Genomic DNA, 26,149 nt, shown 5'->3' with positions numbered 1-26,149 from the left:
GATACGGCAGAAGTTGCAGGTTTCCGGCAGCGAGGCAGATGGCTTGGCGGCCTTACCGAATACGGAAGCCTATATCAGAAGCCTATATCATGTACTACTTGGATTTGAAAGGTGAGTACTGTTCAACTTTCGTTACACACAGGAAAAACAGAGCTATTCTTAAATTTGAAGTCGGATAAACATTTTACTGCTTTGCGTCCTACCCATTCTTCGCATTTTATGTTGTTAACTGGAATTATTTTCAGCCTGTTGAGTTGCACGTCAAATAACTCAGAACCGTTAAATGTAAGAGTCCCTTTTTCGCGTCACCGTGTTGGGGCATTTACAATAGAGTTGCCTACGACATGGAAGCCACTGGACGTATCTGCCACGAAAGCGGGGCAGGGTGTAGCTGGTTTATATGCATTTCAGCCCCCTTGCGATACGGCAGCCTCGTTTTGTGAGAATGTTGTTATTCGGTTAACTACACCGACTCCTGAGGTGTCGTTAACTGAGACGGGGACACTTATGGAAGAGGCTTTCCGAGAGAAGTTTGAGCGTTATACGTTACACAGCCGTCGGGACACCATTATTCATCAACTTCCGATGGTTGTCCTTGATTATGAATTTACTACCCAGAATTTGCGTCTGCGCTCAACAGCTGTCTTAGTCCAATCATCTGGGTGTATGGCACAATTTGGTTTTACAACCATTAATGAGCCAAAGGCAACGGATGCAAACCATCAGCGTCTGCTTCACACTATTATTACCTCTATACGCCCCGAATAGCATACTCACTTCCGCAGAAAATCGGCAAACGACAACTGCTCATACGCCTGCCCAAACCGGAGCTGCGCATCCGATACGCCGGCGTCCCGCTCAATCACCTGCCGGGCCACGTTGTCATAGGTCACGGTTCCTGCTGGCGAGGCTACGCCGAAGCCATCGGTGAAGCAGTAGAAGGCCACGCCGCCGGGCCAGCCGGCTGGAGTGGGGGCCAGCAGGTCGCGGCTCCAGTTGAAGCCGGTGGCGGGCAGCTGCAACTGGTGCAGCAGGGTGGCGGCTACGTCGGTCTGGCTGCCGTAGGTGCTGATGCTGCGGCCCGCCACTTCCGGACGCAGAGCGCCGCCGGTGAGCAGCAGTGGCACCCGGAACTTGGCGGGGGCATGGTTGGGCGTGTCACCGGGCTGGGGGTGGCCGTGGTCGGCTACCAGCACTACTAGTGTATTCGGCCACCACGGCTGCCGGCGGGCCTGGGCCAGGAATTGGCCGAGCACGTGGTCGGTGTAATACACGGAGTTGCGGAAGCGGCTGGCCTCATCCGTACCAGCAAAGCGGGTGCGCATGGGCACATCGAAGGGCTCGTGGGAGCTGAGGGTGAAGGCCGTGACAAAGAACGGCGGCCGTTGCCGGGGCAGCTCCCGCAGCATCCGTCGCAGCAGCACGTGGTCGTGGGCACCCCACTTGGAGTTCTGGTCCTGGCGGGCGAAGTCGGCGCGTTCCGTGAACTGCTCGTAGCCGGCCGTTACCAGGTAGCTTTTCATGTTGGCAAAGGCCAGTTCGCCACCGTGGTAATACGCCGTGCTGTAGCCCTGGCCGCGCAGCACCCGGGCCAGGTGGGGCAGGCGTTCCGTCTTGCGCGGATACTTTATAATAGAGGTAGCCGGCTGGTTAGGGTAGCCCGAGAGCAGCGCCACCAGGCCCTTCTGGCTCCGGTCGCCGGCCGCATAGATGTTCCGGAACGATACATCCGTGCGGGCCAGGCTATCGAGGGTAGGCGTGACGCCCGCTTCCCCGCCCAGGTGACCCACCAGCTTGCCCGTGAAGCTTTCCAGGATAATAAACAGCACGTTGGGCCGGCGGGTGCGCAGCAGGGTGGTGGTATCAGGTGCGGGGGCGTAGAGTGGCCGCACAAGGCGCTGGGCCGCCGAGTCGGCCATGAAGTGGTAGGGGTTGCGCTGGCCTTGCTGCAGCAGCAGGGAGTTGGCCACGTTCCAGGGCACGTTTACGGCGGCGTGGTTGGCGAAGGGCACGCTGGAAAAGTACACGTCGCTCTGGTTTACCGGAATCTGCTGCAGCCCGCCGCGCAGGGGCACCACCAGCAGCGCCAGGTACAGCAGCCCCACTAAGGCAGCCCGCCCCCGCCCAAAGCCAGACGGCAGCTCCGGCAGACGCCCTACTACCTTAGTATATAGTAGCCAGCCCAACCCCAACATGCCCGCCAGTATAGCTAGCAACAGCAGCACTGGGGCACTGCCAGCCGAGGCTGCGGCCTCCTGGGGGGTGCGTAGGTACTGCAGGGGCGTGGCATCCAGCCGGAACCCCCAGGCCCGGTATAGTTCCAGGTCGACCACGGTGAACACCGCCACTACCACGCCCGCTACGGCCGTAATAAAGCGCAGTAGCCGGTTCAGGGGGAAGCGAGGCGGGGCTAGGCTGCCCAAACTCAGCAGCACAAAGGGCAAAATGCACAGGTAAGCCGCGGCCGACGCATCCAGGCGCAGACCGTAGCCAAAAATCCGGGCTACCGTACTAGCGGACAGGGCCGCTGTGTGGGTGCCATGGTAAAGCAGGAAGACGGCCTTAGCCGCCACGAAATACGCCAGCCAAAACAGAAAATACCGGGGCTGAAACGTGAAGCGGTTTCTCACGCTGCAAAGGTAACCGGCCAGGCCAACCATCTGCAGCCCTAGTTCGGCAGTTTTAAGCGAAAAGAGTCTGCTAGGCTGCAAATACCCGGTTGGTTGCCGTTAGCCGGGTGATATAATAGTCTACTTAGTTAGAGGCTTGGTAAATTAGGGGGTGAAGTGATTAAAAGGCGTATATTTTGGCTGGATGGCTAGTAAAAGAGGTGGTGTTTCTGGACTAAAGGTTCAAATTTTAGAAAAGAGGGCCTTAATTTTAGATTGCTCTCATGGATAAGACTGAAAATCATCTTACCTTTGAGCCCATAACCCTGATTATCTCTCACGCCTACCTCTAGCATGGCAATTCTTCGCTTTAAAGCTCTCGAATTAGTTGACCAGCGCCAGCCGCTGGCCGTCACCATTGTGGGTGAGCGTCGTTCCGAAACATTCGGTAAGAATGTTTTCAACCTCGACGCCATGCGGGCCACCATGCCCGGCGAATATTTCAAGAAGCTGCAAGCTGCCATTAAGCAAGGCTCGCCGGTAGAGCGTAGCGTGGCCGACGCCGTGGCCTCGGCCATGAAAACCTGGGCTATGGCCAAGGGCGCTACCCACTACACTCACTGGTTCCAGCCCCTCACCGGTGCTACCGCCGAGAAGCATGACTCGTTCTTCGACCTGAACTCCGACGGTCGGCCGATTGAGAACTTCAAAGGCTCGGCGCTGGTGCAGCAGGAGCCCGATGCCTCGTCGTTCCCCAACGGCGGCATCCGCAACACCTTCGAGGCCCGCGGCTACACCGCTTGGGACCCCACTTCGCCCGCCTTCATCATTGAAACCGCCGGGGCCAAAACCCTGTGCATTCCTACCATCTTCGTAGCCTACACCGGCGAAGCCCTCGACTACAAAGCCCCGCTGCTGAAGTCGCTGGCCGCTCTGGAAAAAGCTGCCGTGGATGTGTGCCAGTACTTCGACAAAGACGTGCAGCGCGTGCATACCACGCTGGGCATCGAGCAGGAGTATTTCCTGGTGGATAAAGCCCTATACGCCGCCCGCCCCGACCTGGTAATGACCGGCCGTACGCTGTTCGGCCACGCCCCGGCCAAAGGTCAGCAGCTCGAAGACCACTACTTCGGCTCCATTCCGGCCCGCGTGCATGCCTACATGCTGGACTTCGAGGAAGAAGCCAACAAGCTGGGTATTCCGCTCCGCACCCGCCACAACGAGGTGGCCCCGCACCAGTTCGAGTGCGCCCCCACCTTCGAGGACGCCAACCTGGCCGTCGACCACAACCAGTTGCTCATGGACATCATGGAGCGCGTGGCCGACAAGCACAACTTCAAAGTGCTGCTGCACGAGAAGCCCTTCGCCGGCGTAAACGGCTCGGGCAAGCATAACAACTGGGCCATGAGCACCGATACCGGCGTGAACCTGCTGGCTCCCGGTCGTCGCCCGAAGGAGAACCTGCAGTTCCTGGCGTTCTTCATCACCACCATCAAAGCCGTGCACCGCTACGCCGATTTGCTGCGTTCCAGCATTGCCTCGGCCTCTAACGACCACCGTCTGGGCGCCAACGAAGCTCCCCCGGCTATCATGTCGGTATTCGTAGGTTCGATGCTAGACTCGGTACTGGATGAGCTGGAGCGCACCGCTAAAGTGCCGCTGGATAAAGGTGACAACATCTACCTGAAGCTGGGCATCGACAAGATTCCGGCCATCCTGCTCGACAACACCGACCGTAACCGTACCTCGCCTTTCGCCTTCACCGGCAACAAGTTCGAGTTCCGCGCCGTAGGTTCCTCGGCCAACTCCTCGTCGGCCATGACCACGCTCAACGCCATCGTGGCCGAGCAGCTCATCGACTTCAAGAAGTCGGTTGACAAGCTCATCGAGCAGGGCAAGAAAAAAGAAGTAGCCATTGTAGACGTGCTCCGCGAGTACGTAATCAGCTCCAAGACCATCCGCTTCGAAGGCAACGGCTACTCCGACGAGTGGAAGGATGAAGCCGCTTCCCGTGGCCTCTCCAACGTGCCCACCACGCCCCACGCCTTGGATGCCATTGTGAAAGAAGACGCGGCTTCGCTGTTCGAGCGGCACGGTATCTTCTCGCACGTGGAGCTGCACGCCCGCCACGAGATTCTGCTGGAGGACTACATCAAGAAAATCCAGATTGAAAGCCGCGTAATGGGCGACCTGGCTGTGAACCATATCATCCCCACGGCGGTTGCCTACCAAACCAAGCTGATTACCAACGTGCGCGGCCTGCGCGAGCTGGGCCTCGACGATGAGAATACGTCGGTAACGTTGGATACTATTAAAGCCATTTCGCGCCACATCACCACCATCAAAACCCAGGTAGATGAGATGATCAACGCCCGCAAAGTGGCCAACAAACTAGACGATACGCGCGAGCGGGCTGTGGCCTACTGCGACACCGTGAAAGCACATTTCGACACCATTCGTCGCTCCGTGGATAAGCTGGAGCTGATGGTGGCCGATGAGGACTGGCCCTTGGTAAAGTACCGCGAACTGTTGTTCCGGCACTAAGTCCGAGGTCAGAATCGGGCCGGAGTTGGGTGGGAATTTTCTCCGCGCCACGATTTCAGAAAAGCCGTTTCCGGGTGGGGACGGCTTTTTTTTGGCCCTGCATATTTGTACATAGTAAAAACGCCCTGCTGTGTGTCAGCAGGGCGTTTTTATTTTATAAAGTATGCAGAGATATGCAGAGGTATGTATTCCGGTGCCACATACTTTGACACAGAGTTTGCCACATAAAATCAGGCTACCTGGCGTGCGGTACGCTCATACATTTCGATCAGCTCTTTCTCGTCCACGCCCAGGTAACGCAGGAAGCTCTTCTCCGTTTTGTGACCAGTGGCCAGCATCACTTGTGTGCGGGGCACACCCTGGTAAATCTTCAGGGTAGCAAACGTCTTGCGGCCGATACGCGTGGTTACCTGGATGCGGTGGATGCCGGCTAGGTGCTGGATGAGTGGAAGGTAATCGTCCAGCGTAGGCACATCTGGCAAGCACGTGAGTAGGGCCCAGCCGGCGTATTTCGCTACCAGAGCAACTGGTTTGAACACGTCATCATCGAAGAAGGGAATCAAGCAGGTGATGCCCGTTTTACCCGCTTCGATTTTTAGCAGCTTCCCGTGAATATGCTGCTGGGCCATTCGGTCAGCATCGGAAATGCGCAGCCCGGTGTACACGCATTGCAGGAACTTGTCGCGCGCCAGCTCAATTCGCTCCATGTGGTCCTCCAGGGTTAGAGGAGGCCGCCCGCCTCGCTGGCCGGGTTTGCGTTGCTTCAGGTCAATATTGGCTTCCAAGTATGCCCGAGCCTCGGGCGTTTGTAGGTCTACGCTGGCCCAGGCTAATACTTCAGCCTGGGTCAGCGCGTCGACGCCAACATAGCGGTCCGGTGCCGCGAACCTGGTAAACTTCATGTTGACAGGCACGTCATGCTCAGCGCACCAATACAGGAAGTTTTTCAGGTATTTGACCATGCAGCCGAAGGTGTTTACATCGTGCCCCAGCTCGCTCAGGCAGTAGCTCTGGAATTTGCCGTAAAACACCGGATCCATACTTTCAAAGCGTAGGGGGAAGCGGTGCCTGCGTTCAAACTCCTGCAGCTTTTCCTGCAGTTTTCGCAAGTGGTTGAGGTAGTTTCGGCTGAGCGGCTTGCCATTACGCAGTGAAATGTAGCCCTCCTTGTACTCCAGCCACCGCTCCATCTGCTGGAAAAAGGTGAGCGGCTTAAAGCCTACTTCCGGGAGGGTGAGCACAGTTGCCGCCGGCCGGCCGGCAGCTGCATCGAGCAGCCGCTGGTACCGGACCCGGATTTCCGTTTCCATGCGAGGGGCATCCCAAAACTCGCCGGCCTGGCGGGCATCCTGGTGAGCTGAGCTGCCGGCCGTGGCCCACCGCTCCAGCACTTGGTTGACTTGGCCGGCGAAGGCGCTTGGCTTATCCTTCACTTTGCCGGTTTTCTCATTCCAGTCAGCTGGCCGGCACTTTTCGCCACTGCCAAGGCGCAGGCGGTTCGAATCCCAGCAAAAAGTGATTTGAATAGGAGCGAGGCCCTTTTTGTTGACGGCCGTTGTGCGCAGTTGGTACGTGACCTCCATCAACTACTACAGTTTCAGTACTTCAAGCGACAGTACGTTACCGGATAAATCGACCTTTGCTGTTGCAGTATTAAGCACTTTGGCACCAAATGCATTCTTACCTCTGAATTGAGTTAAAACGGCAAGGTGGTCTCCTTTATCAACATAGCGCGTAGCTACATGCTCGTAGCTATCAGGGTCATTCATACGCTCTTTTATAAGCCGTTCAACACCCCGGTGGGAACCGTCATAGGCGCTGAATTGAGCTTCTATTTCCTCCTTTCGCTTCTTCTTACCTTCATAAGCGACCTTTCTAGCTTCCTGTACCTGAACGATGCTGTCCTCACGAGCTTTCACCTTGGACAAGCTGTCTTTTACTGCAGCTGGTAGTTTCTCGTAGGCCAGTTGCTCTTGCTTCTTTTTCTCCAACTCATCCGCTTTTTGTGCAGCTTGTTGTTTTTCGGCAGCGCGTGTAACGAAAATTCCGCTGATAATAATCAGCGCAATAACCGAGAGATATTTAACTGGCCGGCTGAAGCTTTTACCAGTTTTCTGAGAAATAAAAGTGAAGGTTGGGGGTAGCATTAGCAGCCCTGCTAGGATTAGAGCTAAGCCTCCTACAGCAGAGGATATTGACATATTACCAATGCCAGATATAATGCAGCAGATGCCAAAAAACCAGCGAACGAATTTCATGATGAGCTAAAATGTTAATGGGTATTTGTTTGGTTTAGCTGGTTTTCCAGCAATTGAATGATTTTCTCTTTGTCCTGAAGCTGTTGGAGCAGCATGCCCACGTGTTGGCGGCATACGTGCAGGTCCTGCTGGCAATGCAGAACATTGAGGGTCTGGTGAGCCACGCCGTTGTTGGTGTGGATGGCGTTGCTCGGTGCAATAGGTGCGACTGGCAATAGGTGGTAGAGCGGATCGGCAGGAGGTGTGGTTAGCAACACAGGCCCCTCGCCGGTGAGGAGCCAATCGGGATTAACGTAGGGCAGTGCCCGCCTGACGCGGGCCAGGAGCGTGACGCTGGGTTTGGCCCTGCTCTTCAGGATGCGTTTCATTCGCTCCCGGGGCAGGTCGAGCAACAGCGCCATATCGCTCGTGTTTAGGTGCAATACTGTCCGCAAGTGGCCCAGGCGGTCTGCTGGGCGACATGCCATTGCTTCTTTATTTCAACAGTGCTTCTCTGAGCGAATTATAGGTTTGTAGCACTACAAAAATTTCAGTATCACTCTCTGAGTCCTTGTCAGAGTAGACATGAACGACAGCGCCTGGTTGGCCAGGCTCTATCATTTTTATTTCATCTGTGTTCAAAAGAGAGGTAGTATGACCTCCCGAATTCCATACCCGAGTGAGTTCAATAAACTGCGCCATAAGTGTGTTTTTAAGCTGAGAATTTACTTTTTAATTGGTCTGGTTTAGGTACAGGAAGTTCAGTTCTGACTTGATAGTCGTTACCTACAAAATATTGTGTTGTGTAGTCAATCACGCTTCGGAGGCACTCTGAATCAATCTCTACATTACAAATACTTGCTAGCTCATTCCCCAACTGGGTTAACACGATATTTCCGCTGCCAATACCGTCTCTATCATCACCTTCTCTGACTTCAACTATTAAAACTTGTCCTCTATAATTTAACTCGAGTCTTTTCGAATCGAAAGAATATCCCTGCATGAAACCCGCAGAGACTGCAATTAGCCCGATATTATCAAGGTGGGCTAATTCTGAATAGGATAAAGCTACTGGTAGGCTTTCTAGCCTATGAACATCAATAATGAGATTCAAGTCCGTATCATCTCTTTGTGCTGTGCATAGAAGGGTACAGAGTTTTTGAAAGTCCTGCGCTTCTTTGCGTGAGAGAGTAGATAGAAAATTTACTGTTCTGCGTGAGAATGTTCCTGGCTTATTAGCTTCTCCAGCCAATATCTGAGCCCACAGATTTTGCATCTCATCATCAGATATTAGGCGACCCTTATCGAAGAAATTAGTTAACCAATCCCGCTCTATATCTTCCGGTTTGGCATCCTCGTTGAGATTAGGCAAGGTCTTAACAGTGATAGACTCAATTGCCTGTTGGTCCCGTATCGTTTCACCTATCTGACGGTTCAGAGCACGCTCTTGTAAAGCAGTGATTTTAATATCTGCTTCGGCCTTGATGATACTCGCATCCGCTTCGGCAGCAGCTATCCTCCTGATTTGCCATGGACGCAATGTGCCGCCCATAGCTTCAGATATTTTCTCAATGAGAGTAACGGCTGGCTTGCTTGATAAAACGACCCCTAAGGCTGATAAGGCGTAGTCTAGTGCATTCATTGCTTAATAATTTGACTTGAGAAATTACTTCTTCAACTGCATCTCTAGTAGTTGAATGATGCGCTCCTTATCGGCGAGTTGGCCTTTGAGTAGTTCGATTTGCTGCTCATAAAACTCCTCGCGCATCTCAGGTGTCCAGGGCACACTGCTTTGACCGGGCATTGCATGAGCATGGGCGATATGCTGCGTAACCCGGCCTCCAGCTGCATTATGGCCGATGTTATTACCCCCAGAATTTTTTTGGTAAAGAGCCCTCGGCTCGGCAGCCTCATCATGTAGAGGCTCCCCTTCTCCGGTGAGAAGCCACGTTGGATTTACGTGCGCATATCTGCGTATTATCTTCTCTATATACTCTGCGCTGGGCTTTGATCTGCCGTCGATGTAGTTCCGAGTAGTAGCATCTGGAACATCAATGGACGCACTGAAGGCTCGGCTAGTCAAGCCGAGCTTTTTAATTAAAATTTTAATGCGCTGACTAGTAGTTTCTTGCGTCATTTTTGTGCGCAAATGTGGATAAATGTTTGTGAATGCTTTGACTTGGCGCATTCAATCTGCGTATGTTTGTCTTGGATGGACAGCCATCCAGAACAAGATAAAGCAAGAAAGCAATCGTTTCACGAAACCGTCCAAACACGATGTACACAGAGCGGCAGAAATACTACCTGCTACTGGGAGAAGTGTGCGAAAAGCTGACCACTGATGCAGTGGAAAAAGCCATTCGCGCAGGCATTGAAGCCCCTCTCGGCACACTCAACAACGCACGAATTGGGCGGAATGTGAACCTCCCGCTACTCGTGAACATGGTGGAGCTGTCCATGCCCGACTACCAGATTCCGACGCACCTGCGTCCGGCCGCCTAAATCTATTTTTTCACTCTTCGCCTTTCCCCATGAAGAAGACTTTTTGCCGCCCGGTGAGCCTTGTTGGCTTAAACGGCAAGCGAATCCGCGTTTCCGGGTTCGAACGGGGCAGCGCCGTGTGCGCCCTCACCAACAGCCAGCCAGTAGAGCTGGCCGCACCCCAGCCCATCGTCGGCTACTGCCACCACGCCGGCAACCTTATGGTGTATGTGCCCGGCTCGATGCCCGCGCAGCTGCGCACGGCCGTGGAGGAGCAGTTCACCGAGGAAGAGGTGCTGCTGCGCCCCATGCCTTCAGGTATCCAGGAAATTGACCTGACCGATTGCCGGCAGGACTTCTGGGTAATGGTGCCATCCCATAGCCAGGCCGCCTGATGCTGACCGTACCCGCACCCGCCGGGCCGGTTAATCCGGCCGAAATTCCTGTAGCAGCCATGGTGCTCGACGCTGCTTGCATTGAGCTGCACGAGCCCGAGAAGTACGACCAGGTGTACGAAACGCTGGAGAATCGGCACCCCAGCCTGGCCGAAGAGCTGCATTATCTCATGCGCACCAATCCGGTACCCGGCAGCTCTATCATGGCGGTGGCCAGCTAAGTACATGGCGCATAAGAAGTTCACCTTCGAAATCGGCACGCTGCACGTGAAAACCAAGCGTGACCATGACCCCGATGTGGAGAAGCCCTGGCGCATCCAGTACCGCGCCAAACGCTACGGCCGCACCCTGCGGCTATCTGGGGCCTACCATACCCGCGAGAAGCGAGACCAGGAGTTTGAGGGCTTCAAACGCGAAGAGGCCCAGCCCTTTCTGCGCGGAATGCTCAGCATGCTGAGCCCCGCGAAACAGCCTGTAGCTGCCAAAAAAACCAAGCAGAAGTAGTCACTATGCAAGCCACTGACCTCGCCACCGCCGGTTTCATCTCGGAGCATTTCCAGGCTATGCTGGCCCAACTGCAAGCTATGCAGCAGGCGCTGCCGGCGGTGGCTGGCTTGCCTCAGCTGCTCAGCAAAGAGCAGGTGGCTGAGCACTGCCATGTGAGCCTGGATACCGTGCAACGGTGGCTGCATAAGGGCAAACGCGGGCGCGACGGTAGCACCATCACACTGCAGGCTTACTACTTCAGCTCTAACCAGCCCAGCATTCCGTGGGCTGCGCTGGCAGCTTATGGCCAGGGCCTGGATTTCGATTTAGACACGCTGAACCTGGGGGCAAAAGCCTCTCCGCTGGCGGCGGTTTCCGCTACGCCGATTATGCGCAAGGTGGGCTAAAAAAAGCGCTTTTCTATCACTCTTCCAGTTTCCCCACTATGAGTATCGACAAGCTAACCGGCGACCAGTTCGCGGCCCTCGGGCCCGCTGAGCACGCGCTGGCCATTTACCTCTACCAGCAGCACATCAACCAGCTGGAGCGGCAACTGAAGCAGCCTTTCACCGATGGCCATCTAGACCAGATGAAGCATGAGGTGCGCGTGGCCCAGAGCATGCGCAAGCTACACACTGCAATGCTCAATGAGCTGCTGAACCTGCCGGCCGAAACCGATGGTGCAACCACTGAAGCTGCTGCCGCATGAGCACCATCCGCCTGTATTCGTCGAGTGAGCCAGCGGCTCAGGCATTCGCCAAAACGCTGGCCGAGAACCTGTCGGGCCCGGTAGAGGTGCTGCCCTTGTCGCAGCTGCCGCCGCCGGACAAGATGCACCTGCAGCGCCTGCGCACCGAGCGCAAGGACCTGGCTCGGGAGCTGCAAACCTGCCGCGATATGATTGCGCTGTATAGCCAGGTGCCCAGCATGGGCCCGGAAACGGATGATTTGCAGGCCGAGGCACGCAAGTACGAAGCCCGCATTCAGGAAATCGATGGGGTGCTCAATCAGGAAGGAGGGGTGGCCGCATGAGCGAGTTGATGCTGGAGTTCTTTGACCGTAGTACGCCGAGTGAGACCCATACTGTAGGGCAGGCTTTCATTAGCATTGAGCGGAGCGGCACAATCAATTTCAATCGTGCCATAGCTGAGGAACATGCTCTGAAGCCTGATAGTGTAGTTACGTTCGGCCGTTCAGGACAAGATTGGTACGTCGCTTTTGGCAGCGTGCCCGGACGTGAAGGGTTTGCGCTACGTGCTAAGCAGGAAAACAGCCCTGCATTGCTGTGTAGCAGTGCAGTCACCTCTAGGGCTATCATCGCTTCTACAATCGGCACTGCTAAAAAAATGAGTGTACGCCTCCGGCTTATTGGCGAGGCTATACAGGCCCAGGGCTGTAACTGGTTTGCCTTAGAGCTGATAAAGCCAGTGAGCCTCATGGGTGGGCCTACGGTCAGAAGCGTGCAAGCAGAGGGTGGCGACGCAGCTCCAATTGAGCGAGTGCCGGTAAAGGAAGGTGATGCGGTTCCGCTTATTCGCGTGGATAAGGCAAGTATGGAAACGTTGCGTGGGCGTTATTCCTACCTGTATAACCTGACTTCACCATCTCAAGAGCAAACGCGTGAACTGGGTAAAGTAGCAGCTGAGATTCGTCGACGCCAGAGCGAAGTGAAAGGAGGGGAGGCCGCATGAAAAAGCCAGCCCAGACTCCCGGACTGCCTCATTTAGTGGGTGCTACTCTTGCCAGTGGTGGAAAGAATACCGTCACTGTTGACTTGGCTAAAGGTGGGACAACCATCAACATCGTGATGGGATGCTCTTCACCCGACACAGCCTTGAGTGTTTTTTCAAAGATAATTCAGGGCATCCAGGAAGCTGTAGAACGGGATGAGCAGGAAGGAGGGCAGGCCGGTGAATAAGCCCTTCCTGCACATCGAGGACCACTTGGCCATGCTCAACGAGTATGCCCCACACAAGGTGACCATGCAGCTGCGCAACAGCCCGGACCAGTACACCCTGGTGGGCGTGAATTTCTCCACCTCCTACGTGCTACTGGCCAAGGCGGGCGCTCAGGCTATGCACTCGCCGCTAGTAGTGACGCCGGTACTCTACAGCCTGGCAGATCTGCCCAACCTGCCCGGTGGCGACGGCCGTGACTATGCCTCACCCGTTGCATCCATAATTCACGCCCTGAATTTCATCCAGCGCGGCGATTACGCCTCCGGCGAGTGGGTGAACCAGGTAACGGTAAAAAGCGCCAGCGACGAGCAGTTGCACCTAGCCTTCTCGACTACCTACCAGCTGGATACCTCACAGTTTTCGGCCGATGATTTCGACCAGCAGGAGCCTACAGACGACACTGCCGGGGCTGATTACGAGGTAATCATTTCGGCCGCCGGCACGGTGCATTGGCGTTGTGTTACGGCGGATAACCTCGACATGGGGAAAAGGAGCCCGGCGCTGGGCTTCACTCAGCACTGGCGTATTGCAGAGGGAGCCAACGTATTTGTGGCCTTCACGATGATGCGCCGGCTGCACGTGGCCGTAGGACAGGCCGCTTATGTGCACAGAGTTTGGAACAGCGAGGCGAAGGGTTACGACAAGCACTATTCCTACGTGCGCAAGCAGCTGCCAGCATCGGTGCAGGAAGGAGGGCAGGCCGATGGCTAGTATCATGATTTCCATCCCTCAAGGTGATGTGCCAGCATTTAGGGAAATGCTAGTGTCGACTGAACTAGTTGAGATAGTAAAGGAGCAATCAACTACTTCCAAAGAAGGCCCCTTAGTGCTATTTACCCTAGATGCCGGCCTCGGCAATGCCATCAACTATTACTACCTGGGCCAAGCCCATGCCGCACTTTTGCGGCAGAAAGGAGGGCAGGCCGATGAATAAGCCTGGCTTTGTAACAAACCTGATGCCCTGCCTCGTGGACGGTAACGCCAGCGTGCAGGTAGTAGCGCTGCATGGCAGCACGCTGGTGGGTACCGCCCGAGTCGTGGAGGCTAATGCCTCGATGCCCCTGGTGGGCGACGTGTTTGTTTCGGAGAGCTACCGGCGTTTCGGCGCAGCCCACGGCATGATGAAAGCCATCATCAGCTGGGCTGACCGAAACGAAAAAGACCTCTGCCTGCACGTGCGGCCCGATAATGACGCGGCCATTGCCCTATACACCGAGTTGGGCTTCGAATTCAACGGCGGCTTCAGCGACACTGGTAGCGCCTGGATGATTCGGCCCACCTGGGACGGGCGGCTGGATAAACCGGTGTCGCTCGATACGATGCGGGCCCTGGCAGCTTTACTACCGAAACTAGGGGAGGAGGTGTCGCATGGCTAAGCAACCCCTTCAGCTCACGCTCACGGTGGCCAGCAGCTGGGCCAGCACGAACCCGGGCACCACCAAGTACCACTACTACGATGGGAACGGCCAGAGCTTGTGCAGTTACGAGCGAAAGGAGGGCACTCTGCACCCCTACACCGGTACCGAGAAAATCCCGGCGGATGCCTGCTCGTCGTGCAAGCTGCACTACCAAAAGGGCCACCATCTGGAGGCCGCAGCGCCGGCGCCCAAGCTGGTACTACCGGCCGAGACCCGGGTGCGCGTGCTGAAGGGGAAATATGCCGGTGCCTTTGGCCGGATCCAGCGGTACGACGAGCACAGCCGGAAATACTGCGTGAGCTTCGGAAAGAAGGTTTTTGACTTCCTGGGATCCACTGAAATCGAAGAGGCACCGCTATGAAGCAGTCAGAATACCCACGCTCCATAGTGCTGCGCCTGCAGGTGCGGGCGCAGCGCGCTACAACCCGATGGGCGGCCTGCTCGGCCGCACTCTCCTGGGCCCTTTTCCTCGACCTCACCAAAACTAACGGCTAACTCCATGGCAGCTCCCACCTCCATTGTGTACCGCATCACCGGCCTGCTCCTGTTGACCACTCTGGTGCTTGTCGTATTGGTGGCCGCCGGCCGCATCACCATGCCGTACTGGATGGCCCTCATTCCGATTTGGGGCACGTGGGTCCTCTGTATTGCCGTCGTACTGCTGGTTTTCGCAGTGCGGCTTTTACTGCTAACCGTGCGCCGCAAATGAGCTGGCCACACCACCACAAGCGCGGCCCTCCTGGCCCCGCTGCAGCTGCCGGCTTCCCGGCTCCAGGATGCTCTTGTTGTGATTCGCACAAATCAAGGGTGTAAGCATCCAGTAGCAGGCCCGCAGCAGCCTGACTTACCTCCGCGTGCCCACATGGGCACCTGCCTATACCCCTGGGGAAAGGCGGAAGAGTGACAGGGCCGGCTTTGCAGCCGGGCGCGGAGCTTCATTTTCTCACCTCAACCCTTATTACCATGGCTATTACTGCACAAAATGTAAGCCGCCTGCGCAACGGCGTTACCCTCATTTTTCCCAATAAAAGCATCAGAGAGGAGGGTGAAAGCCTATCCGTTGGTGCCTTGCCAGAGTTGACAGTGACCGATATGAGGCTGCTGACGACACTGGTCGAGGAAACGAAGGTGGACTGCCTGATAAAGCGCTCTGGTACCGGGCTGCGCGTGATTTTCTCTTAATCCACCCCACACACCTACCTGCAACACCGCCCCCATCGACGCCCTTCAGAGGCTGAAGTCGACCGTTCCCACCTGGGTGGATGAACGAACTAGGGACCGGGCCAGCGTGAGCTGGCTGGGGGCGCACTTTCCAGACACGGAAAAACCGTGCCCTGGCACCTCTTTGCCCAATTTCTCACCTCTACTCACCTCCGTTATGCACCGTCCGAATTCCTTCCTGAAGCGTCTGATCGATTGGGATAAAACCAACGGTCTGCTATCCAAGCTGTTCAAAAATCCGGAGCGGATTCGCCCGGGCGCATTGCCGGAGCACCTGGTGGGTGTGGCCACCGCCAGCTACTCGTTCAAGTTGCCCCAGCTGCGTGGCAACGTGCAGCACACCATGTGGCAAATCATGAGCATTTTCCTCAAGGAGTGGCGCACGGCCAAGCAGCCCATCAGCATCGGCATCCGCACCACGTGCACGTCGCTGGCCAAGCGCTGCGGCAACAAAGACCCCAAGACTGCCTACCGGCATATCCTCACGCTCATCGAGCACGGCTTCCTGCGCGCCAAGGTGCATGTGCGCTCAGGCATCCAGCTGCTAATCAACCCCGATTTAGTGGTTTTTGACGCTACTGCGCCCGTTATGGCCCCGCAGCCCCAGCCCGCAACGAACGTAGCACCAGCGGCCCCGCAGGGGGCTCAAACGGGCCTTGCCTCGCTGCTGGCCCTGGCCGCCCAGGTTTCGCAAACCCCCCCGCCCGCTTTTTTTAAAAACAGTACTCGGGCATAATCCCAAGCCTTATAGGGGATCCTACTAAGAGCCTTCATAAATACTATGAAGCATAGGAACGACGGTCTGCAAACGGACTTTTCCACAGTCCAGATGGGCATAACGCAGGCCGGCTGAAAAAAAAAGAACGGGGCGCGGCCCGAAAAAGGCCCGCCAACCACCCAGCCACGCCGGCGCCCGGCCGTGGGTAGGGGGAGGTATTTCCAAAATTTTAAAAAAACGGGCTATGCCACGTGCTGCCTTCTTCCACAGTAAACAAGTACCCCTGCTGGCCATCATGGCCAAGCTGGGTCACCAGCCAGTCGTGCAGGCTGCCGGCGGGAACTACTACTTCCTCTCGCCCTTCCGGCCGGAAAAAACGCCCTCCTTTGTCGTATCAGAGCCCAAAAACGTCTGGTCTGATTTCGGCGAGCCGCCTGAGCCCGGCCAGAAAGTGTACGGTGGTGACGTGTTGAAGCTGATTATGCGGCTGACGGAGCTGAACGAAGCCATGGCCCTGCAAGTGCTCGTCAGCTGGGCCGCCGACCTGCCGGAAGTAGTGGCCATGATTACCGAGCAGCAGGCCAGCGTGCCCCTGGCCAAGCGGGGCCAGAGCCTGAGCGACGGTAAAACCACCTTCGAGGATGTACGCACGGAGCCGCTGAGCTGGAACGTGCTGACGAACTACCTGGCCAGCCGCGGCATCAACTGGAACCTGGTACTCCAGAGCAACCGCAACCAGGCTCACCTCCAGCAGATTTTTTACCAGGTAGCCGGCAAGCCCCGCCAGAAGCCCTACTTCGGGGTGGCGTGGAAAACGGAAGGGGGTTGGGAAGTGCGCAGTCAGAACTTCCAGGGCACCATCGGCAACAAGGGCGTCACCTGGATACCTGGTAAGAATTCGTCGTCGCTGGTGGTATTCGAGGGCTTCATCGACTACCTGTCGGCTCTTACCTACTGGAAGCAGACGTCGCTGGACAGCACAGTGCTGGTGCTCAACTCGGTGAACCTGCTGGGCACCGTGCTCGGGAAGCTGCGCGAGTTCGACCAGGTACACTGGATGGGCGACAACGACGCCGCCGGCGAACGGGCCCTGCATGTGCTGCGCCAGGCCATGCCGCCAGGACGGGTAAAGGCCCACAACGAAGTGTACCGCGGCTTCAAGGATTTCAACGACTGGCTCACCAACACGCCGCCTTCGAAGCCACTGCCGCCGCGACGGGCGCCAGCTAGTGAACGAAGCAAAACCGCGCAGTACTGGCTCTGGGTGGTGTTTAACGAGCGGGCCCGCGGCTCCCGGGTAGCCGACAATGTGTACCGCCGCTGCACTTTCTACTGCTACAGCAACGACGAGGAGGGCCTGGAGCAGCTGTACACCCTCCGCAACCAACTCGGCGACCAGCTCCAGTACTACCGGCTGTGTGAGCGAACTACGGGCCGCCAGTTCCGGATCCTGGAATGGGCCGGCGAATATCACTCGACACCTCAACTCTCAACCCCCACACAAGCAGCATAATGCAGGACTTCACCATCACCGCGCACATCGAATTTCCCTCCAAGTCGCAGGCTATAAAAACGGCTCAAATTCGAATGGTAGTACCTGCCGAAAATGAGGCCCAGGCCCGGCAAAAGGCGACGGAGTTCATCAAGTCAAAAGCCGAGGTTGTGATTGATAAATGCCTGAACCCAACGCAGAAGCAGTTGGAAGATGTTTTTCAACAGATGGGCACCATTTTCAAATGATGCTCGACCTCACTCACCTCTCCCAACAAGTGCCGGTGTGGAGGTCGGAGGCCCGGGCGCTGCAGCTGGTGGTCGACCAGCACCTGGAGCACTTGGCCCAGCTCAGCGCCGATGGCCAGCTCACGCTGGAGCAGGCGTTGCAGCTGAAGCCCCTGGGCCGGGTGCAGCAGCAGCTCACCCGCATGCTCACCAGCCGCTGGCCACAACGGCGCAGCCTGGTAGGCTACCAACCCAAGCAGCGCCAGTGGCGCTTGAGCTTCGATGAGCTGCTGCTGCTCAACCGCCTCTACACGAATGGCAAGCTGGCTCTGCCGCAAGAGCATGACCACCGTCTCGACCTCTGGCACATCGGTGGCGAAATCAACCGCACCGCCCAAAACCTCACACAATACTTCAAACTATGACCAGAAGACTAGAGCATTCAGATCTGCTTGATACAGTAGAAATCGAAGTCAAACCAAAGTCAAGTCAATTCACGCCTGGTAAAATTTTTCAGGTGTTGTCAAGTGGACGTGCTTTCTCAGGTGTGGCTTATACAACCCATTATGTGCTACAAGACAAAGAAAGTCAGCGCGTTTACAGCACTTGGCCGCTTTCACTGGTACGCAAGCATTTTCACAAAATCAAATGACAAAGCAAGAGAGTCAGCTAGTGCAACAGGAGGCCATTAATCTCTGGTTTGCAAGCCCTGGAGTGCAAAAAATCGAAGGTGTTATCAGAGATGATTTCTACCTGGCATCGGGAAAAGCACAACAGCATTACAGAAAACTAGCACGCGAAAAACTCAACATCAAATGATACGTCACTCAAAATTATTCGAAACAGCGGGCCATCAGCTTCTCGTCCGTATTGGTGTATTTAAGTGCCCATGCAAGCTGCCGGAGTGCCCTGGTATGGTACCGGGCATACAGCTACAGACATTTGGTCGATTTCCAAAGGGGGATGCCATAGCCATAGCAGATTGTTTAATACCTACGTCAGTCGAAAATTTAGCCGTTGTTATAGGCGAACTGAAGCCAGAGCACGGCCGACAACTGCTGGAGGTTGTGCAAAGCACTGGTTATGGGATGCGCACTGATAATGAAGCCCAGCTCGCCATTATTGACATTCTCAAGTCTATAGTGGCGCCATGAAACCGCCCCGTAACCTGGGCGCCCGGCCAGCGAGACTGGCCGGGCCCACCAGCTCAGGCCCGCTGCAGCTGGAGCACCTTAGCGACGAGGAGGGCTGGGCCGTGCTGGAGAACGGCCGCCAGGTCAACCCCTTCATCCGCACGGCCGCAGCCATGGCCTTCTACCTCTGCAGGGAGGGCCTCACCAGCCGCATCGAGAACCTGGACGAGCTGCCGCCCGCGCTAAGAGATATAGCTACTGGTGTGCGTAAATCTGAACTTCATAGGTAATGTGGTATTTATTGAAATATCAGAAGGTTATACTCGTTTGAACCTTTGGCATAGGGTTGGATATTAGCTACATTGTTCCCCTGCGAACATCCCTGAAATTCCTCCCTATGAAAACAAAATTACCGTTCTCAGGCCCAGCGGTTTTGCTGGGCCTTTGGTCCTTTAGTCGGATGCAAGTGGAAGATAGTTTTGTTCTATTCTAAGCCTCCACTATGCTGAAAGTCTTACATCTGCCGGTGAAGCCACAAGTACGCAAGTATCTGCTGGCTCACCTGGGCGAAGAGTACGTGCTATCCAAGAATGACCGGTTTGGCCTGTATTTAAGTGGCCTGTTGCAGCGCCAGCCCCGGGGCCAGCGCGGCGTGGGTAAGCTGGATAAGTGCACCGAGAAGTTTGCCTTCGACCTGCGCAACTACCCCACACGTCAGTTCCGGGTAACGGGAGCCAGTGACTATACCATTTCGCAATTCAATGGCTTTGTGGATGATTTGATCCACCAGGAGCTGTACTTCTGGGTGCGCGCCAACTGCGGCCGCGTGATGCACCGCCTCCAGATTACGGAAGCCATCCTGTCGTTCTGCGCCATCTACGACATCCAGGAAGAGGAGCTGCCGCTTCAGACGCTCAAGAAGGCCGTGCAGCGCAACGCCGGCGTGCGCGTCCGGAAGCGGAAAAAACAGCTTCTGGATCCGAAAAAAACACCGGCACTTTTGTCCTCTAAAACAGCAGAAGTGTCTTTAAAAACAGCAGAATTGTCCCTTCAGGCGCGTATGGCCGCTCTGCGTCAGCACGTTGCGACAATGCCGCTTCCCATAATTGACCTGCTGCATGGAAATTCCGTTCGTTAACCTGCGCCAGGAGCCCGGCATCGAGAACCTGGGCGGGGTGGAGGCCCTGTGGTACACGCCGGCCCGTAACCTGGTCGGCTTTCCGCAGTTTGGGCCGCTGGCCATTGAGCAGCTGCAACTGCTGCCGGGCGCGGTGTGGTACCAACTCGTGTCGGTGCGCGGCTCCGTGCGCTTTACCCAAGCCCCCAAGGACTACGGCCGCCACGGCAGCGGCTTCAGCCCCAAGTTGCAGGGCAGCCTGGCCCGGCACACACCCGGGCTGGCCGCCGGCCTGGAGCTGGTGGCGGGCGGGCGCTACGTGGCCCTGTACCGCGACCTGAACGGGGAAGTGCAGCTGGTGGGCACGCCCGAGCACCCGCTGGAGTGGCGCGACTCCTACTCCGCCGGCTCGGAAACCCAGCGTAATGGCTTTGACTGGACGCTCTCGGGCGAGGCCCTGCGCCGGGCCCGGCCGTATCTGGGCACCTGGCAGGTAGCCGAGTGGGGGCAGGAGAGTGCGCCCATCGTCGTGCAGCCCGGCGTGGGCGGCTCGGTGCAGCTGCGCACCGCTGGGGGCCAGCTACTGGCCACCGTGCCGGCCGGCCGGAGCATTATCCTCAAATCCGGCTTTAAACTTTCTTACCAGATCATCTGATGGCCACGACTACCGAGGTGATGACGCCGGCGGCCTTCCTGGCCAAGTGGCGCTTACGTTACAAAGACAACGACGACTTCCTGATCCGGGAGCTGGACCTGCGCGAGCAGGCCGAGGACATGACCAAAGCCTTCGTGGCCAGGGCCCAGCTCACGGTCAACTCCATCCGGGGCAACACGCTGCTGCTGGAAACGCTCGACGATTTGCCCCTGGTAGACCCGAACGTGCTGGCCGTGGGGCAGGGGGCCACCGTGGCCAACGCCACGGACGGGGGCTCGGCCGCGGCCGGCGTGGAGGCCGGCCCGGCCAGCTTCCGCCTGATCAAGGACTCGACCGGGCCGCTGCTGGCCTACGTCAATAGCCTGCCCGCGACCACCCAGCGCGTGAAAGCCAGCTGGGTGCGCACCGATGGCTCGGAGCAGGACAAGGTGGGTTCGTACCCGGTGTTTATCGAAGAGGACCACTTCTACGACCCGGGCGACGTGTTCCAGTTCACCTACCCGGACGGCAGTACACTGCTGCACCAGGTAAACGAGCCGGCCCCGCGCAGCTACCAGAACCCGCTGCCCACCGGCCAGACGGACGTGAACTACACCGTCTTTGCCCCGCTGCCGGCCCCGGCCGCCACCGGCTACGTAGCGGGCACGGCCCTGCTGGAAGTGCAGAACAGCGGCCAGTTCGTGGGCGCCACGGACGTGCGCCTGTCGGCCGCGCCGATTGCCCTGCGCATCGACGCGGCCGGCAACCTCACGCGCTACGCCACGGCCCAGCAGGCGCTGGACAGCATGCAGGAAACGGATGCCTGCTACATCAGCGGCTACCACGCGTTTCTGCGCTTCTACCGCCCGGGTACCTACTACTGCACTGGCGCTGTGGTGGAGGGCGCGGATCTGGGCTACTACCCAAACGGGGACGTGCAGGGCCAGAAAATCACGGTGTACGGTCTGAGCTGGCGCAAGCGCCTATGCCTGCTGGTGCAGGGAGCCGGGCCCAGCACGTACCGCCTCGTTAACTGCACCGGTGGGCCCAATGCCTGGGTGGACTTCTTCCTGGGCTTCGGCCACCGGTACTACAGTGTCGGTGATGACGCCTGGACGTTTGAGGGCCTGCGGATGCACTATACGGGTGCCTACGTGCCCTACACGCAGCCGCAACCCGGCGTGGGTACCGTGACCGGCCGCGGCTCGGGCCTGTTCCGCTACCCGGCCGGCGTAAACCCGGCGCAGGTCTGTAAGCTCTCGTTGCTGGATTGCGCGCTGAAGAGTGACTCCGGGCCGATTTTTTCCGGAGCTGCGTACCAGGCCGACACCATCCGCTTGCAGGGCAGTACTACCATCACGCCGGGCGGTGGCAAGCCGGTGGCCGAGTTTACCGACCTGCAAACGGGGGCCGACATGACAGCTCCGGCCTTGGCTGCGCTGCTGCTCGATGAGCGGCCGGTGCAAAGTGGAGGTACTGGTTCGGGCAACGTGGACCTGAGCAACTACTACACAAAATCCGAGAGCAACACCCGGTTTGCCTCCTACCTGCAAATTCGCTCCACCGCCACCGCGCGGGTACGTGAGGTTCCAGTACCGACAGTGCTCCAAATTCAGAGCGAAACGCTGGACCAGAACGCGGCCAGTCTGTCCTACCAGCTGGATAAGAACACGCGGGTAGGCAACCGCCAATACGGAACGCCTGACCAGACGCTGGCCCAGGTCAACGCGCTGCTGGCCAGCCTGAGCGCGGGCGAGCTGCTGGCCGGCGTGAAACTCTACGTCAAGACCATTCCGAACGTGGCAGCCGATGCGGCCACGGTGGGCCTAACCCTGCTGTAAATGAACCTGCAATTTCTCACGGCCGACCTGAACGCCTTTCCGGGGGCTACGGCCCAGATCGATAAAACCCGCTTTGCGACGTTTCTGGAAGCGGATAGTCCCGGCAACACGTCCACCCAGTGGCTGGACCAGAGCGGGCACGGCAAGGATGCCGTGGCCAACACGGCCTTCTCCCTGACGGTGGACGCGCAGGGCCGGGCCTGCTACGTGGCCGACGGCTCACAACTGTTTTCACTCTCCACCCTGCGGGCCGTGCCCTCCGACTACACGATTTATCTACTCGTGCGCAAGAGCAGCGGTACGGGCATCCGGTTTATTGACAGCTTTTCTGACCGCTGGATTGTGCAGGTGAGCGAAGGAGCCGTGCTCTACAATAGTAGCGGTGGGACCATGAGCAACTACATTATGCCGCCCGATGACCAGCTTCGGCTGCTGGTGGTGCGCCTCAACAGTGCCGGTGCGACGCTGCTGGTAAACGGCGTGATTGAAGCCAGCGGGCAATGGGTGCAGAAAACGGCGACCAGCCCGTTCTACTTAGGAGGTACACCCGATGGTGGAGGGCTATACGGTGCGCTACGTGGGGCGTGGTACGCCTTCGGTTTTGTGGTGGGTAACGATACAGATGCCGATATTGAACAGGTACGCCAGTATTTCGCCGCCAAGCTCGGTACTTCCTTCCTGTAAGCAGTTCTTTTCCGCACTACATGCGCCCCGCCCACCCGGCGGGGCTTTTTTGTGTCCTTTCTGGCCGTGGCCGGCCGCGGCAGCTTTGCATCGATTCAACTGAAAAACCGATGCGCGTTAACCACCTACTCCTGGCTGTCCTGAATGGCTTCTTCCTTATGGAAGGATCTGCCATTCACACCTATCTGCCGATTGCCGAGCAGATGCGCGAGGGCAAGTTCCGCGCCTCGGACTGGGTAGAAGGGGAGGTAAACGACCCGGTGCGCGCCTATCAGGTATTTACGCCCCACGCGGCCGAACTGGGCATCATGGGCTACGATAACTTGGCCGACATTCCGGCCGGCTCGGTAGCGGTGCACACCATCGAGGGGGTGATGATGGAGCACGATTCGTGCTTTTCGCTGGGCACGGCCTCCATCGGCCAACTGATCCGGGAAGCTGACGCCAGCGACAACATTGTCGCCCACGTGGGCCGCTTCAACACGCCCGGCGGCTCGACCAGCGGGCTGGAAAACTTCGCCGGCATCATTGCCAGCACCACGAAACCCTTCGTGAGCTATGCCCAGCAGATGTGCTCGGCCGGCTACTGGGCCGGCTCCAGCGCCAATGGGGGTATCGTCGTGGGCGGCCGCACGGCTATGATTGGCTCCATCGGTACCAAAGTCAGCTTCCGCGACTACTCCAAAGCCATGGCCCGGGCCGGCGTGGAAGATCATGACATTGCAGCTACCAAGTCCACCAACAAGAATGCGGCCTTCGAGCAGGCCGTGCAGGGCAATTATAAGCCCATTCGCCAGCAGCTGCTCGACCCGCTGAATGAAGTGTTCCTGGACACTGTGCGCCAGAACCGCGCCGGCAAGCTCGATCCTGAGCAGGAGGAAGAGCTGCTCTCGGGCATGGTGTACATCGGCGAGGCCAACGTGCAGAACGGGTTGGCCGACGTGATGGGCACGTTCGACGATGCCGTGCAGCGGGCCCTCGCCCTGGCCGCTGGTAAGCCTGTTTCCGGCGCTTCTGCCGGCAAAAAAGCCACCAATTCAACTGACAATACCATGTCGCTTTTTGCAAAAAAGCTGACGCTGGGCGCTGCCATGCACGCTCTCGTTGGCAAACAAACCGTGTCGGCTGAGGAAGCCACTGCGGCCAACCAGGAGCTGGAAACGGCCGGCATCACCGGCGCTCTGCTCATTACCGAGGCAGCCTTCACCGAGCTGGAGGCCAAAGCCAACCGCACCGACACAGCGGAAGCTGCGGTGGCCACTGCGCAGAAGGAAGCCACCGATGCCAAAGCAGCTGAGAAAGTGGCTGTTGATGCGTTGGCAGCCGAAACCAAGCGCGCAGATGAAGCTGTGGCCGAAATGGAGCGGATGGCTGAGCAGCCTGGTGCCCAGGTGACCAACCCCCGCAAGTCGAAGGAAAAGAACGACGTGGAGGAGCCCAGCGCCACCGACCACCAGAAGACGGTGGACGCGCTGCACGCCAAAATGCTGGGGGAGGACTAAGCTGCCCTTCGCGCCTAAAAACGAGTTTTTCACCTATTTAAGCCCACTCAGATGGCTTTACAAATTGCTGACGTAGTTGCCCAATTCGGCGCCTACTACCTCAACCAGGGCCAGAACCTGTCGCGTCTGTACACCCTGCTGCGCTCGGCCACCACGACCGAGAGCATGTTCACGCCCATCAACACGGATGAGACCGTGTGGCGTGCCGCCAAGGCCCTGTTCACCCGCGTGGTGCAGCCCTTCCAAAACGGCTTTACGCCCCTGTCGGGCGTGACCTTCACGCCGCTGGAAATTAAGCTGTTCAAGATGAAGGTTGACGCCCAGGAGTACCCCGACGACCTGGAGTCGAGCTGGCTGGGTTTCCTCGACGGCGAGGACATTGACCGCAAAACCTGGCCCTTCGTGCGCTGGTACGTGGAAGTGTACCTGATTCCGCAAATCAAGCAGGACATCGAGTTCAACGAAATCTTCCAGGGCAAGTACGTGGCACCTACGCCGGGCCAGCCTGGCGCCGCCGGCACGTCGCTCGACGGCTTGAAGCACATCATCAACACCCAAATCACGGCCGGCCGCATCGAGCCCATCGTGACCGGGGCGTTGGAGCTGACCGACCCGCTGGCCCTGGTGGACCAGGTGGAGGCCTTCGTGGATGGCATCCACAAGGACTACTGGAACATCCCCATGATGCTGGGCTGCTCGGAGACGATGGCCCGCCAGTTCCTGCGCGGCCAAGAGCGCAAGTATGGCAAGAACACTGGTGGTGGTGCCCTTGGCCTGACGGTCAACAACACCAACATCACCCTGCAGCCGCTGCCTTCGCACCGCAACACGCAGAAAATCTGGTGCACGCCCAAGGGCAACGCCGTGATGCTGCGCAAGCGCATCCAGAACCAGACCAAGGTGCAGGTAGAGAGTGTGGACCGCTTGCTCAAGTTCTTCACCGACTTCAGCATGGCCATCGGCTTCATCATCCCCGAAATCGTCTTCACCAACGACCAGGAGCTGGTATAAGCCGGCAGAAGTAAAGCCGGTCCCGCCATGGGGCCGGCTCTATTTCACACCCACTAAACAGAGTTTACACCCCGATTTTATCCCCGCCACATCATGGCCAAGGAAACCAACAAACCCGAAAACCGCCAGCCCACCATTGAGTCGCTGACGGCTGAGAACATTCGCTTGCAGGGCGAGCTGAACGCTGCCAACATCGTCATTGCCGGCCAGGCCGCCGCCCTGAAAAAAGCCGAAGCAGTAGCGGGTGCCAGTGACGCCATCGTGGTGACCCACGAGGAGAAGCAGTACCGTGTGCTGGGCAAGAAGTTCAAGGTGAAAGGCCAGGAAGTGAAAGCCGAAGAGCTGGAGCAGAATCCGGAGGCCATCAAGCACCTGGTGGACTCGAAGAGCGGCCTGCTGGTGCTCATCACCAAGGAAGCGGCTTCGGCCGAGTAAGCCTGC

General features: G+C 57.6%; 36 protein-coding genes. 30 read left to right on the top strand and 6 right to left on the bottom strand.

Going from position 1 to position 26,149, the window contains the following annotated elements; genetic code table 11:
- Window positions 1–111 precede the first annotated feature (111 nt).
- Window positions 112–768: a DcrB-related protein gene (locus LF252_RS08035; RefSeq protein WP_226269067.1), complete on the top strand. Its 657-nt coding sequence runs from the start codon at window positions 112–114 to the stop codon at window positions 766–768.
- A 5-nt stretch (window positions 769–773) separates the two neighbouring features.
- On the opposite strand, the gene LF252_RS22995 is transcribed toward LF252_RS08035, so the two are convergent.
- Window positions 774–2,630: an LTA synthase family protein gene (locus tag LF252_RS22995; RefSeq protein ID WP_226269066.1), complete on the bottom strand. Its 1,857-nt coding sequence runs from the start codon at window positions 2,628–2,630 to the stop codon at window positions 774–776.
- A gap of 333 nt (window positions 2,631–2,963) precedes the next feature.
- On the opposite strand from LF252_RS22995, the gene LF252_RS08025 reads away from it, so the two are divergent.
- Window positions 2,964–5,153 carry a glutamine synthetase III family protein gene (locus tag LF252_RS08025; protein WP_226269065.1) on the top strand — a complete coding sequence of 730 codons (2,190 nt, stop codon included), beginning with the start codon at window positions 2,964–2,966 and terminating at the stop codon, window positions 5,151–5,153.
- Between the two features lie 230 nt (window positions 5,154–5,383).
- On the opposite strand, the gene LF252_RS08020 is transcribed toward LF252_RS08025, so the two are convergent.
- The 5 genes from LF252_RS08020 to LF252_RS08000 form a co-directional block, all read right to left on the bottom strand.
- Window positions 5,384–6,736, bottom strand: a complete 1,353-nt coding sequence (locus LF252_RS08020; RefSeq protein WP_226269064.1) for a phage integrase SAM-like domain-containing protein — start codon at window positions 6,734–6,736, stop codon at window positions 5,384–5,386.
- 6 nt (window positions 6,737–6,742) lie between these two features.
- The gene (locus LF252_RS08015; RefSeq protein ID WP_226269063.1) at window positions 6,743–7,411 is read right to left on the bottom strand and encodes a hypothetical protein; all 669 of its coding nucleotides are present in this window, start codon (window positions 7,409–7,411) and stop codon (window positions 6,743–6,745) included.
- A gap of 14 nt (window positions 7,412–7,425) precedes the next feature.
- Window positions 7,426–7,812, bottom strand: coding sequence for a hypothetical protein (locus LF252_RS08010; RefSeq protein ID WP_226269062.1), 387 nt, complete (start codon window positions 7,810–7,812; stop codon window positions 7,426–7,428).
- A 290-nt stretch (window positions 7,813–8,102) separates the two neighbouring features.
- A complete protein-coding gene (locus LF252_RS08005; protein ID WP_226269061.1) occupies window positions 8,103–9,032 on the bottom strand; it encodes a DUF2806 domain-containing protein in 930 nt (309 codons plus the stop codon).
- Window positions 9,033–9,056: 24 nt separating this feature from the next.
- The gene (locus LF252_RS08000; protein WP_226269060.1) at window positions 9,057–9,578 is read right to left on the bottom strand and encodes a helix-turn-helix domain-containing protein; all 522 of its coding nucleotides are present in this window, start codon (window positions 9,576–9,578) and stop codon (window positions 9,057–9,059) included.
- An 89-nt stretch (window positions 9,579–9,667) separates the two neighbouring features.
- On the opposite strand from LF252_RS08000, the gene LF252_RS07995 reads away from it, so the two are divergent.
- From LF252_RS07995 to LF252_RS07860, 28 genes are all read left to right on the top strand, one after another.
- Window positions 9,668–9,892, top strand: a complete 225-nt coding sequence (locus LF252_RS07995; RefSeq protein WP_226269059.1) for a hypothetical protein — start codon at window positions 9,668–9,670, stop codon at window positions 9,890–9,892.
- 29 nt (window positions 9,893–9,921) lie between these two features.
- On the top strand, window positions 9,922–10,266 hold the full coding sequence (locus LF252_RS07990; protein WP_226269058.1) for a hypothetical protein: 345 nt from the start codon (window positions 9,922–9,924) through the stop codon (window positions 10,264–10,266).
- Complete coding sequence (locus LF252_RS07985) at window positions 10,266–10,487, top strand: hypothetical protein (RefSeq protein ID WP_226269057.1); 222 nt, start codon at window positions 10,266–10,268, stop codon at window positions 10,485–10,487. The genes LF252_RS07990 and LF252_RS07985 overlap by 1 nt, the downstream gene beginning before the upstream one ends.
- Window positions 10,488–10,491: 4 nt before the next feature.
- Complete coding sequence (locus LF252_RS07980) at window positions 10,492–10,770, top strand: hypothetical protein (RefSeq protein WP_226269056.1); 279 nt, start codon at window positions 10,492–10,494, stop codon at window positions 10,768–10,770.
- 5 nt (window positions 10,771–10,775) lie between these two features.
- Window positions 10,776–11,159 carry a helix-turn-helix domain-containing protein gene (locus tag LF252_RS07975; RefSeq protein WP_226269055.1) on the top strand — a complete coding sequence of 128 codons (384 nt, stop codon included), beginning with the start codon at window positions 10,776–10,778 and terminating at the stop codon, window positions 11,157–11,159.
- Window positions 11,160–11,197: 38 nt separating this feature from the next.
- The gene (locus LF252_RS07970) at window positions 11,198–11,461 is read left to right on the top strand and encodes a hypothetical protein (RefSeq protein WP_226269054.1); all 264 of its coding nucleotides are present in this window, start codon (window positions 11,198–11,200) and stop codon (window positions 11,459–11,461) included.
- Window positions 11,458–11,784 carry a hypothetical protein gene (locus tag LF252_RS07965; RefSeq protein ID WP_226269053.1) on the top strand — a complete coding sequence of 109 codons (327 nt, stop codon included), beginning with the start codon at window positions 11,458–11,460 and terminating at the stop codon, window positions 11,782–11,784. Before LF252_RS07970 ends, LF252_RS07965 begins: the two co-directional genes overlap by 4 nt.
- On the top strand, window positions 11,781–12,443 hold the full coding sequence (locus tag LF252_RS07960; RefSeq protein ID WP_226269052.1) for a hypothetical protein: 663 nt from the start codon (window positions 11,781–11,783) through the stop codon (window positions 12,441–12,443). The genes LF252_RS07965 and LF252_RS07960 overlap by 4 nt, the downstream gene beginning before the upstream one ends.
- Window positions 12,444–12,638: 195 nt before the next feature.
- A complete protein-coding gene (locus LF252_RS07955) occupies window positions 12,639–13,421 on the top strand; it encodes a hypothetical protein (protein WP_226269051.1) in 783 nt (260 codons plus the stop codon).
- Between the two features lie 4 nt (window positions 13,422–13,425).
- Window positions 13,426–13,644 (top strand): hypothetical protein, encoded by a 219-nt coding sequence (locus tag LF252_RS07950; protein ID WP_226269050.1) that lies wholly within the window; start codon window positions 13,426–13,428, stop codon window positions 13,642–13,644.
- 22 nt (window positions 13,645–13,666) lie between these two features.
- Complete coding sequence (locus tag LF252_RS07945; protein ID WP_226269049.1) at window positions 13,667–14,086, top strand: GNAT family N-acetyltransferase; 420 nt, start codon at window positions 13,667–13,669, stop codon at window positions 14,084–14,086.
- Window positions 14,079–14,489, top strand: a complete 411-nt coding sequence (locus tag LF252_RS07940) for a hypothetical protein (RefSeq protein ID WP_226269048.1) — start codon at window positions 14,079–14,081, stop codon at window positions 14,487–14,489. The genes LF252_RS07945 and LF252_RS07940 overlap by 8 nt, the downstream gene beginning before the upstream one ends.
- Window positions 14,486–14,623: a hypothetical protein gene (locus LF252_RS07935; protein WP_226269047.1), complete on the top strand. Its 138-nt coding sequence runs from the start codon at window positions 14,486–14,488 to the stop codon at window positions 14,621–14,623. The genes LF252_RS07940 and LF252_RS07935 overlap by 4 nt, the downstream gene beginning before the upstream one ends.
- Window positions 14,624–14,627: 4 nt before the next feature.
- On the top strand, window positions 14,628–14,837 hold the full coding sequence (locus LF252_RS07930; RefSeq protein ID WP_226269046.1) for a hypothetical protein: 210 nt from the start codon (window positions 14,628–14,630) through the stop codon (window positions 14,835–14,837).
- 254 nt (window positions 14,838–15,091) lie between these two features.
- Window positions 15,092–15,310: a hypothetical protein gene (locus LF252_RS07925; protein WP_226269045.1), complete on the top strand. Its 219-nt coding sequence runs from the start codon at window positions 15,092–15,094 to the stop codon at window positions 15,308–15,310.
- Between the two features lie 196 nt (window positions 15,311–15,506).
- Complete coding sequence (locus LF252_RS07920; RefSeq protein ID WP_226269044.1) at window positions 15,507–16,085, top strand: hypothetical protein; 579 nt, start codon at window positions 15,507–15,509, stop codon at window positions 16,083–16,085.
- Between the two features lie 226 nt (window positions 16,086–16,311).
- Window positions 16,312–17,580: a toprim domain-containing protein gene (locus LF252_RS07915; protein ID WP_226269043.1), complete on the top strand. Its 1,269-nt coding sequence runs from the start codon at window positions 16,312–16,314 to the stop codon at window positions 17,578–17,580.
- Complete coding sequence (locus LF252_RS07910; protein ID WP_226269042.1) at window positions 17,580–17,807, top strand: hypothetical protein; 228 nt, start codon at window positions 17,580–17,582, stop codon at window positions 17,805–17,807. Before LF252_RS07915 ends, LF252_RS07910 begins: the two co-directional genes overlap by 1 nt.
- The gene (locus LF252_RS07905; protein WP_226269041.1) at window positions 17,804–18,211 is read left to right on the top strand and encodes a hypothetical protein; all 408 of its coding nucleotides are present in this window, start codon (window positions 17,804–17,806) and stop codon (window positions 18,209–18,211) included. The genes LF252_RS07910 and LF252_RS07905 overlap by 4 nt, the downstream gene beginning before the upstream one ends.
- Window positions 18,212–18,392: 181 nt before the next feature.
- A complete protein-coding gene (locus LF252_RS07900) occupies window positions 18,393–18,605 on the top strand; it encodes a hypothetical protein (protein WP_226269040.1) in 213 nt (70 codons plus the stop codon).
- A gap of 331 nt (window positions 18,606–18,936) precedes the next feature.
- Window positions 18,937–19,209, top strand: coding sequence for a hypothetical protein (locus LF252_RS07895; protein WP_226269039.1), 273 nt, complete (start codon window positions 18,937–18,939; stop codon window positions 19,207–19,209).
- A gap of 212 nt (window positions 19,210–19,421) precedes the next feature.
- Window positions 19,422–20,057 carry a hypothetical protein gene (locus LF252_RS07890; protein ID WP_226269038.1) on the top strand — a complete coding sequence of 212 codons (636 nt, stop codon included), beginning with the start codon at window positions 19,422–19,424 and terminating at the stop codon, window positions 20,055–20,057.
- Window positions 20,038–20,691, top strand: coding sequence for a hypothetical protein (locus LF252_RS07885; protein WP_226269037.1), 654 nt, complete (start codon window positions 20,038–20,040; stop codon window positions 20,689–20,691). Before LF252_RS07890 ends, LF252_RS07885 begins: the two co-directional genes overlap by 20 nt.
- Window positions 20,691–22,511, top strand: coding sequence for a hypothetical protein (locus LF252_RS07880; protein ID WP_226269036.1), 1,821 nt, complete (start codon window positions 20,691–20,693; stop codon window positions 22,509–22,511). Before LF252_RS07885 ends, LF252_RS07880 begins: the two co-directional genes overlap by 1 nt.
- The gene (locus LF252_RS07875) at window positions 22,512–23,195 is read left to right on the top strand and encodes a hypothetical protein (protein ID WP_226269035.1); all 684 of its coding nucleotides are present in this window, start codon (window positions 22,512–22,514) and stop codon (window positions 23,193–23,195) included.
- 158 nt (window positions 23,196–23,353) lie between these two features.
- Window positions 23,354–24,697, top strand: a complete 1,344-nt coding sequence (locus LF252_RS07870; protein ID WP_226269034.1) for a S49 family peptidase — start codon at window positions 23,354–23,356, stop codon at window positions 24,695–24,697.
- Between the two features lie 51 nt (window positions 24,698–24,748).
- On the top strand, window positions 24,749–25,708 hold the full coding sequence (locus LF252_RS07865) for a hypothetical protein (protein ID WP_226269033.1): 960 nt from the start codon (window positions 24,749–24,751) through the stop codon (window positions 25,706–25,708).
- A gap of 93 nt (window positions 25,709–25,801) precedes the next feature.
- Complete coding sequence (locus LF252_RS07860; protein ID WP_226269032.1) at window positions 25,802–26,143, top strand: hypothetical protein; 342 nt, start codon at window positions 25,802–25,804, stop codon at window positions 26,141–26,143.
- Window positions 26,144–26,149: the final 6 nt, after the last annotated feature.

Source organism: Hymenobacter pini (assembly GCF_020421205.1).
GTDB classification, from domain to species: domain Bacteria; phylum Bacteroidota; class Bacteroidia; order Cytophagales; family Hymenobacteraceae; genus Hymenobacter; species Hymenobacter pini.
The sequence above is the reverse complement of the archived record's forward strand: the minus strand, read 5'-3'. Positions and strand labels throughout refer to the sequence as shown.